Origin of the sequence: Anabaena sp. UHCC 0253 (assembly GCF_009712085.1) — a bacterium.
In the GTDB taxonomy this organism is placed as follows: Bacteria; Cyanobacteriota; Cyanobacteriia; order Cyanobacteriales; family Nostocaceae; genus Dolichospermum.
Window position 1 is genome coordinate 72,791 of the sequence record NZ_VILD01000011.1, and the last position, 10,013, is coordinate 82,803.

9 protein-coding genes and 1 pseudogene are annotated in these 10,013 nt (G+C 35.7%); 8 read left to right on the top strand and 2 right to left on the bottom strand.

Annotation, left to right across the window (positions count from 1 at the left end; translation table 11 throughout):
• Positions 1 to 113 precede the first annotated feature (113 nt).
• From FJR38_RS24205 to pgsA, 3 genes and pseudogenes are all read left to right on the top strand, one after another.
• Positions 114 to 1,349, top strand: a complete 1,236-nt coding sequence (locus tag FJR38_RS24205) for a glycoside hydrolase family 10 protein (protein ID WP_168539888.1) — start codon at positions 114 to 116, stop codon at positions 1,347 to 1,349.
• Positions 1,349 to 1,936, top strand: coding sequence for a hypothetical protein (locus tag FJR38_RS24210; RefSeq protein WP_168539890.1), 588 nt, complete (start codon positions 1,349 to 1,351; stop codon positions 1,934 to 1,936). The genes FJR38_RS24205 and FJR38_RS24210 overlap by 1 nt, the downstream gene beginning before the upstream one ends.
• A 203-nt stretch (positions 1,937 to 2,139) precedes the next feature.
• A pseudogene (gene pgsA, locus FJR38_RS24220) lies at positions 2,140 to 2,653 on the top strand (CDP-diacylglycerol--glycerol-3-phosphate 3-phosphatidyltransferase).
• Between the two features lie 41 nt (positions 2,654 to 2,694).
• On the opposite strand, the gene FJR38_RS24225 reads toward pgsA, so the two are convergent.
• Positions 2,695 to 4,428: a ShlB/FhaC/HecB family hemolysin secretion/activation protein gene (locus FJR38_RS24225; protein ID WP_168496881.1), complete on the bottom strand. Its 1,734-nt coding sequence runs from the start codon at positions 4,426 to 4,428 to the stop codon at positions 2,695 to 2,697.
• 92 nt (positions 4,429 to 4,520) lie between these two features.
• On the bottom strand, positions 4,521 to 4,925 hold the full coding sequence (locus FJR38_RS24230; RefSeq protein WP_168539892.1) for a thiol-disulfide oxidoreductase DCC family protein: 405 nt from the start codon (positions 4,923 to 4,925) through the stop codon (positions 4,521 to 4,523).
• Positions 4,926 to 5,082: 157 nt separating this feature from the next.
• Between FJR38_RS24230 and FJR38_RS24235 the strand changes: the two genes are divergently transcribed.
• From FJR38_RS24235 to FJR38_RS24255, 5 genes are all read left to right on the top strand, one after another.
• On the top strand, positions 5,083 to 5,799 hold the full coding sequence (locus FJR38_RS24235) for a pirin family protein (protein WP_168539894.1): 717 nt from the start codon (positions 5,083 to 5,085) through the stop codon (positions 5,797 to 5,799).
• Between the two features lie 50 nt (positions 5,800 to 5,849).
• On the top strand, positions 5,850 to 6,926 hold the full coding sequence (locus tag FJR38_RS24240) for an alkene reductase (protein ID WP_168539896.1): 1,077 nt from the start codon (positions 5,850 to 5,852) through the stop codon (positions 6,924 to 6,926).
• A gap of 403 nt (positions 6,927 to 7,329) precedes the next feature.
• Positions 7,330 to 8,052, top strand: a complete 723-nt coding sequence (locus FJR38_RS24245) for a rubrerythrin family protein (RefSeq protein ID WP_168539898.1) — start codon at positions 7,330 to 7,332, stop codon at positions 8,050 to 8,052.
• A 107-nt stretch (positions 8,053 to 8,159) separates the two neighbouring features.
• Positions 8,160 to 8,651: a hypothetical protein gene (locus tag FJR38_RS24250; protein WP_168496871.1), complete on the top strand. Its 492-nt coding sequence runs from the start codon at positions 8,160 to 8,162 to the stop codon at positions 8,649 to 8,651.
• Positions 8,652 to 8,744: 93 nt separating this feature from the next.
• The coding region (locus tag FJR38_RS24255) for an MASE1 domain-containing protein (RefSeq protein ID WP_174764121.1) at positions 8,745 to 10,013 on the top strand (1,269 nt) is incomplete at its 3' end.

Consider the following 10,013-nt stretch of genomic DNA (forward strand, 5'->3'; position numbering starts at 1 on the left):
TTTTTGTGCCATTTCAGTGTTTTATCAAAAAATATTTATATCTTTATATAATCCCTACAAGAAATTTGAATTTTGTAGTTATATGGATATTAGCAACTTAGTTTAGTGAAGAAATGAATTGTGTATTACGGCGATTTTTTGGGTATTTTCTAGGTTTAGGATTTGTAATCAGTTTAACAATATTTCCATTTTCTGCAAGTCCTAATTATACTCGAAATTCTCAACCTGTAACTACGGAAATTCGTGGTGTGTGGCTGACTAATGTTGCTAGTGGTGTGTTTTATGTGCCTTGGGGAATTGAACGGGCAATAAATCAATTAAAAGCACTCAATTTTAATACTATTTATCCAGTAGTTTGGAATAGGGGTTACACTTTCTACAAGAGTCCTTTAGCAAAAAGTGTTACAGGTTCAGATAGTCAACCTTTGCTCAATTTTGTGCATAGAAAAAATGATTTTTTAACAAAGTTAGTCACATTAGCTAGAAGTAAAGATTTGACGATCATTCCTTGGTTTGAATATGGGTTAATGACTCCTCGTAACTCTGCTTTAGCTAAAGTACATCCAGAATGGTTGACTATTGGACAAAAGGGTGTAGAGTCTATATCTGAAAATTTGATAGAAGATATTAATAGTGGGGCTTCTCAACAGTCTTGGTTAAATCCTCTACATCCTCAAGTCCAAAATTTTATTCAAGGTTTAATTTTAGAGGTTGTTAAAAATTATAATGTAGATGGAATTCAAATTGATGATCATTTTGGAATGCCTGTGCAGTTTGGTTATGATGCTTTTACTGTGCAACTTTATCAAAAAGAACATCAAGGAAAAAAACCGCCTACTAACCCTTTTGATGAAAAATGGATGCGTTGGAGGGCTGATAAAATTACCGCGTTTATGACAAGCATATCTAAGTCTGTGAAGAAAATTAAGCCCTATGCAAAAATATCTCTTTCTCCTAATTCACAATATTTTGCTTATAAATATTATTTACAAGATTGGGAAAATTGGATCAAACAAGATTTGCTAGATGAGTTAATTTTACAGGTATATCGGACTGATAAAAAATCTTTTATTACAGAAATATCAAAACCGTCTATTCAATTGGCTATGAATAAAATTCCTGTAAGTATTGGGATATCAACCGGGACTTTATCAAAACCTGTGGATATTACTAAAGTTCAGGAACAGATAGAAATAGTCCGCAATCAAGATTTTGCGGGTTTCTCTTTTTTCTATTGGGAAAGTTTATGGGGTTACATTACACCTGAATCACCTTATCAGCGTCGTCAAGCTTTTTTAAAAATGTTTAATACTAAAGCTCTCAGACCATTAAATTTAAAGAAGTTATAATGCAATTATCATCTGTGAGAGTTAAATATACAACTATAGATTTTACCTGTCAATGGATTTTTGCAACTTTATTGGGGTTTGGATGTAGTTTATTGATGGTTGAAATTAGTGAACAACCAGATATGGGGATTCTAGAAGCTGCTATGGGTAGTTTAGCGATCGCTCTCCCCCAAAGTTATCTACTCAGAAAAACCATTACACCTGTAAAATGGATATTATCTACTATTCTCTCTTGGGTGATTATTGCAGGAATTGATATTGGTGTTTTGGGTTGGACTGTTGCTAGTGTTAATTTTTTACCTGTGAGGATTTTAGGAGGAATTATTACTGGTGGAATTGGTGGTTTATTAATTGGTATATCACAATGGTGGTTAGCTATACCCCCATCATTTTCCAGCGGCTGGAAATGGGTATTTGTAACTATTATTAGTTGGATGGTAGCTATACCCATTGGTTCATCTATCGGTTTATTTTTACGCCATATTACTAATTTATTTTTCGGGGAAATTGTGGGATTAGCTATTACTTGGTTACTGGTGGCATTATTAACAGGAGTTGCTGCTACAAGAATTATTAAAGATTTGTAATAAATTTGGGAATTGGTGATTGGTGATTGGTAATTGGGAATTGGTGATTGGTGATTGGTGATTGGTGATTGGTAATTGGCAAAACAACTGACAACTGACAACTGACAACGGACAACGGACAACGGACAACTGACAACGAACTCCTACTATATTCAATTACATAGTGCTGTATAATTATCTTTGGTTTTTGATTTTAAATTGTGATGACTATACCTAATTGGATTACTTTTTCTCGACTTTTAGGAATACCGTTTTTTACTTTATGGGTTATATAATCCTACAAATGAAGCTAGATGGATTTGTTTGACTATATTTTTAATTGCAGCATTAACTGATTGGTTAGATGGATATTTAGCCAGAAAACTTAACCAAATTAGTGAATTAGGTAAATTTCTCGATCCTTTGGTTGATAAATTATTGGTACTTGCACCCTTATTAGTATTAGTAGAATTAGGAAAAATTCCCGCTTGGGCAGTATTTGTAATTTTAGCACGGGAATTAGCGATCGCTGGTTGGCGAGTTAATCAAACTACTATCACTGGCGCAAATATTTGGGGTAAACTGAAAACCATCAGTCAAATCGTGGCTATATCTCTACTTATTGCCCCTTTATCACCAATTTGGCAAACTCCTATTTTAATTGCCTTTTGGTTATCTGTAGCATTAACAATTATTTCCGGAATAATTTATTTAATTCCTCAAAAAGTCAGTGAGTAAATTATCTAGATCCCCGAAGTCGGGGATTTATTCAATGGAGATTAAAACCGATAATTGGCGCTGAAATATAAACCATCATCTTGAGCATTTGTTCCCCTATCTTTGAGGTTAATCAGGGGAATACCATAATCTATTCTCAAATTCAGGTTCGGAATGGGTTGAAATAATATTCCTAGTCCTGTACCTGCTAAAAACTTTTGAGACTGTAATAGATTGGGGTTGTTATCTACATTCCAAATGTATCCTAAATCAACAAAAGGCATGACTTGTAACATAGGATTACCAGATGCGTCTTTTTGGACTGTGATTCTGTCCTCTAAAGAGAATTTGATACCGTTGTCACCAGCGCGAGCATTTTGCCGATAACCGCGCACGGATTGACCGCCACCGATGATATATTGCTGAGATGGTAATAAAGCATTGGGAGTCAGTTGGATTTCAGCTTGAGCAATTAAGAGATTATCTGCGCTAAGGCGTTGTACTCGCTGGACTTGTGCTAACCAACTAAAAAAGCGACCATCAGGAACAGGATTAGGGTTGCTTGTGGCATCAAATAGACCTGTACCTAAACTAAAGAGCGATCGCATAGCCCAAGCACCTTTAGTATCTCTTCGCACATAATCTTGACCGAATTTCAAGACACGAGTCCGACTATTACCTTGAGTATCTGGACCAAAGCCAAATGGTGTGGGACCGGCAAAAGTAAAGGTTTGACCATCTTGATAACTAAAACCGGCAAATAGGGCAAATTCTTCTCGGAGCGATCGCACTAATGGCTGTCTATAACTAATTTCATATAGTTCAGATTCTCCGCGAATATTTAAAGCTTTAAATCTCGGTTCAATGACTTGATTATTATTAATAGAAGTCCGCAATTGCAAAGTCCCATTCATCGCATTCAGCGGGACTTTATAGGTAAAATCATAAATATTGGCAGCTCCTTTAGTAGTGAAATAATAGGCAATCCCTAATTCATCACCCATCCCCGTCAAATTACGATGGGTAGCACTCAAACCCAATCTTTCTGAACCTACACTAGGAGGAGAATAATTATCAATGCTGACATTGGCATCAAAAGGGTTAGCTTCTGTGACGCGCACCATTAAAATACTTTGACCGACACCAGTTCCCGGCTGCAAACTGGCTTCTACATTAGAGAGGAGAGGATCTGTGCGTAATATCTTTAATTGCTCTTCTAATTTAGCTGTAGAGAGAGGTTTACCAGTTCCCAAAGCTATGCGCGATCGCACATAATTAGGATTTAAACGCTTAGTTCCTTGAATTTCAATTTTTTCTAAACTACCTTCAATTACCTGAATTTTCACAATTCCATCGGTAACTTTTTGATCTACCAATACCGCCCTAGATGTAATGTAACCCTGATTTAAATACAATTGGGTAATAGCATCAACAACTTTTTGTAGTTCCGCAAAAGTCACAGCCCGTCCTTCTACGGGTTGAATAATCGGGTTTAATGCTGCTGATTGAAAGAGGGTATTACCGACAACTTCAATTTTCTGAACTTGAATAGTTTGATCATTAGTAGGTTCTGAAGATTCTGGAGTCGGACTAGGTTGAAGAGGGGGTTGTTGTTCTGGTTCTAGAGGTGCTGGTATCGGTAGAGACTGAGGAAATCTATCTTGGTTGGAATCTCCGCCAGGATTTGGCGCTTGAGCAAGACTAGAATATACAAAAGTAACCAAAACTATACCCAAAGCCGAAAACCCGCAAAAACTAATTTTACAAGCTATTTGCAGGAAAGTAGGAAGTTTCATAATTAGATTACTATACAGCTATGAATTATCAATTGATACATTTAGCAGTCCTCAATACTCTATCAAGGACTGCCAATTTTGAATAGCTATTGTCAATTTTTACAACTATCATCTACACAGTATACTGATTCATAGGTTTGCGATCGCTTACCAAACAAAACATAGCGGTGATCCCGAATTTGCTCATAAAATCTATCTCCTGCCCATTTCATCCCTGGTAACGCCCGATAAGCCTCTACAAATACACTTCCCAGCGGTAATAATCGCCCAATTTCCTCAGCCGCATTACTACCTTGCCAGCGTCTTTCCATGTCATTACCATCAATTAACATCATTCCCTGTTGACAATCTGTAGAAGTAATTTCCCATTGGGATAATGTCTGCTCATCTTGCATGGGAACGTAGCGAAAAAGTTTTCCTTGATCTAAAGTTTCCAACAACTGCACTAAAGTCACACAAAGATTGCAGTTGCCATCATAGATTACATAGTAATTCATAAAATTAGCCCCTATAGTATCCTTTTGGTAAGTATCTTACTTTTCAGTGCGTACTTGTTAATTTATCTGTACATACTTTACTATATAAAAAGTTAAAAAACTACTTCCAGTTTCGCAATTTCTCAATCCCACGTATTTTTAATAAAAAGGTAAAATCATGTCTCAAACTACAATTAATTATGTGATTCACCATGGAGATTCCCGATTTCATAGTCAAATTGACTGGTTAAATAGTTATCATACATTTTCCTTTAGTCATTTCTATGATCCAAAACGGATGGGATTTCGTTCTTTACGAGTTATTAATGATGATCGCATTGCTGCTGGTGCAGGATTTCCTACCCATGGACATAAAGATATGGAAATTCTCACTTACGTTTTATCAGGTGCAGTCGAACATAAAGATAGTTTAGGTACAGGTTCGGTAATTCTTCCTGGTGAAGCACAAGTTATGAGTGCAGGTTCTGGCATTATGCACAGTGAATTTAACCCCTCACAAACTGAAGAATTACACTTATTACAAATCTGGATTTTACCAAATCAGCAAGGCATAAAACCTAGATATGAACAAAAAGCTTTTCCTCTGGCAGAAAAGCAGGGAAAACTACGTTTAATTGCAGCGGAAGATGGACGTGATGGGGCTGTAACTATTCACCAAGATGTATCTTTATATGCGGCAAATTTAGTAGCAGGAGATATTATTAATTATCATCTTCCCAATAATCGTTATGCTTGGTTACAAATAGCCAAAGGTCAAGTAAATTTTAATAATCATGAATTGCAAGCAGGAGATGGAGTAGAAATTACTGGAGAAGAAAAATTAATAATTAGCAGTAATTCAACAGCAGAAATATTACTGTTTGATTTAGGTTAGTATTCTGACTATCAATTTAATTTTTGCATCTAAAATTGGAGATTTAAGTAATGAATAATATCAATCTTTTCACACCTGTTAAATTGGGAAATTATCCTCTGCCTAATCGAATTGTTATGGCACCAATGACTCGGTTACGAGCTATTAACAATATTCCTAATTCTTTAATGGCAACTTATTACGCTCAACGTGCCACTGCTGGTTTAATAGTCACAGAATGCACAATGGTTTCACCTTTGAGCGTAGGATACCTCAACTGTCCGGGAATTTACACAGAAGAACAAATGGACGGATGGCGGTTAGTAACAGATGCTGTCCATGCCGAAGGAGGCAGAATTTTTCTGCAATTATGGCATTCTGGCAGGGTTTCTCATCCATCCTTGCTAGGTGGAGAATTGCCTGTTGCTCCGAGTGCGATCGCTGGTATTGGTTCTCTACATTCATCTATTGGCAAAGTATCTCTAGAAACACCCAGAGCTTTAGCAACAGAGGAAATTACTGCAATCGTTGAGGAATTTCGCCAAGCTGCCAAAAATGCCTTAGAAGTTGGTTTTGATGGTGTTGAACTGCATGGTGCTTTCGGTTATTTAATTGATCAATTTTTACAAGATGGTTCTAATCAACGTAGTGATAAATATGGTGGTTCAATTGAAAATCGCAGTCGCTTTCTTTTAGAAGTAGTAGATGCTGTGGCTAGTATTTGGGGTGAAAACCGTGTGGGTATTAAGCTTTCACCAAGTAATACATTTTACGGAATGCAAGACTCAAATCCCCAAGCAACATTTAGCTATATTATCAATGCCCTTAATTCCTTTGATTTAGCTTATCTTCACCTCATGGAAGCAAACGAAGTTGATTTAGCAAACCGTGATGTTATGAAAAACCTCACACCTTATTTCCGGCAAATATTTCAAGGTACTTTGATTACTAATGGTGGTTATGATCGCAGCACAGGTGATCAAATTCTTAGTAGTAATAATGCTGATTTAGTATCTTTTGGTAAACTATTTATAGCTAATCCAGATTTACCAAAACGTCTAGAAATTAACGCCCCATTAAATCAAATAGATCCCAAAACCATGTATGCAAATGATTCCCAAGGGTATACTGATTACCCCAGCTTATAATTTCATCAAAACTGCATAAAATCTGGTTGATAATTATCCTGAAATAATTAAAAAATCTGGATAATTTAATATAGCGGTATGCACTCTTTGTGAGATCCAGTCATTAAATCGCAAAACCTGTAGGGGTGGGGTTTCCCCGCCCTCGATTGTATCTCATCCGACCGATAACCGCTATATATGAATAATATTTGATTTTTGAAAAAAAACGTAGGGTGGGCATTGCCCACCAACACCTTACCACGATTGGTATTACCTATGCTACTTAACAATTTTCAACTATCATTTATGATTTATAGCATTGTATCAGAATTTATCCAATACTTGAATTTTAGGCTTATTTAACCAAACCTTAAAGTCTGTGTTTTAATATTAGGCAATAACCTCTCATCGGCATTCACAAATTATGGATTTATCAAATTTTACTACCCTACAAAATTTAGAATCTGCCTTTGGTGGTGAATCAATGGCAAATCGTAAATACTTATTTTTTGCAGCAGTAGCACGTAAACTAGGTTTTTCCGATTTAGCAAAGCTTTTTAAAGAAACAGCAGATCAAGAAACTGAACACGCTTTTGCACATTTTGAGTTATTGCATCCAGAACTTGTAGTTAAAGATGCCGCAGTTTTAACTGAAGAACAAAAACGGGAAATTATCTCTCGCTGTTTATCTTTAGCGATAGAAGGGGAAACCTATGAATACACTACAATGTATCCTGAATTTGCTGCTGCTGCCCAAAGCGATCGAGATCATCCCGCAGCGGAAGAATTTCTCAAACAAGCTCAAGAATCTAGTGATCACGCTAACACATTTCGCTCTGCCGCCCACCGTTTTGGGTTACTCAAATTCATTGAAAATTATCACGCAGATCGCTACACTGAAGCCTTAGAAGTATTAAATGGTGGAGAAGCAGTAACTAGAGTTGCAGGTGAAAATCCTCAAACTCAAAAATGGATTTGTAGACAATGCAGCATGATTTATGATCCTGTTACTGGTGATCCAGATTCAGGGATTGCACCTGGTACAGCGTTTGCAGATATTCCTGATGATTGGAGTTGTCCTATTTGCGGTGCTACTAAAAAGACTTTTAAACCCCTAGAAGAAAAAGTTGTTGCTCAAAACAAGTAAAACTCTTATAGGGTGGGCATTTTAACCATCCTGATCATCCAAATTAAAAGTTAATCCCTCTTCCCCTATAATGTATAAAATATGGAAGGGGGATTTCTGGAGTTAATATGCCAAAAATAAAAAAAATATACAGACTAGAAGAGTATTCTCTACAAAATATACTATATCATTCTATTGCTCCTCTCATGGCTATACTCTTCATTCTTTCTGGTGATTGGGTATCGGCTTGTTTTTGTTTATTAACAGGTCTATTAATTAGTCTTTTATGGTTAGATATTGATAATTGTCATGAAGTGCTAACCTGTAATTTTAATTCCTCATTGCGTTGTATTACTTTAAAACAACGAAATTCATTTTCTCATGGAGTGCTGGAATTCCCTCTAGATGAAATTGAAACGGTATTGATTAAATCTCGTAATTCTACTTTTAACGTTAAAACCCGATTCGGTAAAAATGTCCAAATAGATAATCAGTTTTACTGGATTGTGATAGTTCTAAATTCCGGTAAATCCCAGCGGTTAACTTATTATGAAACCACACTATTTAGTTGTAAACAGCAAATGGTTGATCATATTACATTTCTAAAAGACAATTCATGAAATTAATAATTATGATGATGATTTGAGTGACTTGTATCACACAACTAGAGTGTTTAATAATTGTATTTTAATGCAAACTACAATTGTTAAGTAATGAAGTTAAACTTAAAACTTATATTATTTCGTTCGGCATTAATAACAGTATTAGCTTTAGTTTACTACGGAACTGCACAATTTTCTCGAATTCTCGCGTCTACTCCCCAAAATGTTGCCCCAGTTTGGCCACCTGATGGTTTTGCTGCTGCTGCTATGTTAATTTTCGGGTATTGGATTTGGCCAGGAGTGTTAATTGGTTCGTTTCTAGCGAATATTTGGGCATTTATCAATACACATAATCTAGTTACGCTGATTTCTTCAATTTTACAGGTATTAGGAATCGCTATCGGTACAACTTCTGGCACAGTCTTAGGTAGTTTTCTACTTCGTAAATTAGTCGGTACACAATCTCCCTTAGAACGACTAAGTGATGTGATCAAATTTTTAATATTAACAGGGATGATTGGACCAATTATCAATGCAACTGCGGGAGTTACAGCATTAACATTAGGGGGAAAAGTAGCTGTTACTAGCTATACCGAAGTATGGACAACTTGGTGGATATCTAACGTAGCTGGAATCTTTATTTTTACTCCTGTATTGCTCAGTTGGGGAGAGTTATTTCAAGAATATTCATCAACTAATAAACACAAATTTCAATTTGAATTAAAAACACCAATTTTTTGGAAAATTGCTGAAGCTTTTCTATTACTAAAAATTGTACTTGTTATCAGTGATCATGCCTTCTTTAGTACCTATGTGATCGAGTATATGCTCATTCCCTGTTTGGTTTGGGCAGTTTTTCGCTTTGGGAAAATAGGTGCTACTAACTTAATTTTAATTGTAGCTGTAATTGCTGTTTTAGGAACAGTGAGAGGATTAGGAGCATTTAATCGGGTTAACTTAAATGAATCCCTCTCATTACTACAATGTTTTATTGGAGTAATAGTTTTGACAACACTTGTATTAAATGCTGTGATTTCTGAAAAGAAAGAAGCTATATTAATACTCAAAAATTCGCAGATCCAATTATTAGATAAATCTTCAGAACTTCAGCAAACAGCCGCAATTTTAGAGCGCCAAAAGGAACAACTTATTCAGCAAAATTTAGAATTACAAGTAGCTAAACAAGCGGCTATAGATGCTAATCGTTCTAAAAGTAAATTTCTCACAAATATGAGTCATGAACTACGGACACCATTAAATGGTATTTTAGGGATTGCTCAGATTTTTCAAGATTTACCAAAATTAACAAATGAAGAAAAAGAAGATATTCAGATTGTTTATCAATCAGGGTTACATTTATTGACTTTGATTGATGATATT

Bases quoted from the DNA above. Each gene is read 5' to 3' on its own strand.
- FJR38_RS24210 (WP_168539890.1), top strand. From the start codon at position 1,349: ATGCAATTATCATCTGTGAGAGTTAAATATACAACTATAGATTTTACC.
- FJR38_RS24225 (WP_168496881.1), bottom strand. From the start codon at position 4,428: ATGAAACTTCCTACTTTCCTGCAAATAGCTTGTAAAATTAGTTTTTGC.
- FJR38_RS24205 (WP_168539888.1), top strand. From the start codon at position 114: ATGAATTGTGTATTACGGCGATTTTTTGGGTATTTTCTAGGTTTAGGA.
- FJR38_RS24245 (WP_168539898.1), top strand. From the start codon at position 7,330: ATGGATTTATCAAATTTTACTACCCTACAAAATTTAGAATCTGCCTTT.
- FJR38_RS24230 (WP_168539892.1), bottom strand. From the start codon at position 4,925: ATGAATTACTATGTAATCTATGATGGCAACTGCAATCTTTGTGTGACT.
- FJR38_RS24240 (WP_168539896.1), top strand. From the start codon at position 5,850: ATGAATAATATCAATCTTTTCACACCTGTTAAATTGGGAAATTATCCT.
- FJR38_RS24250 (WP_168496871.1), top strand. From the start codon at position 8,160: ATGCCAAAAATAAAAAAAATATACAGACTAGAAGAGTATTCTCTACAA.
- FJR38_RS24235 (WP_168539894.1), top strand. From the start codon at position 5,083: ATGTCTCAAACTACAATTAATTATGTGATTCACCATGGAGATTCCCGA.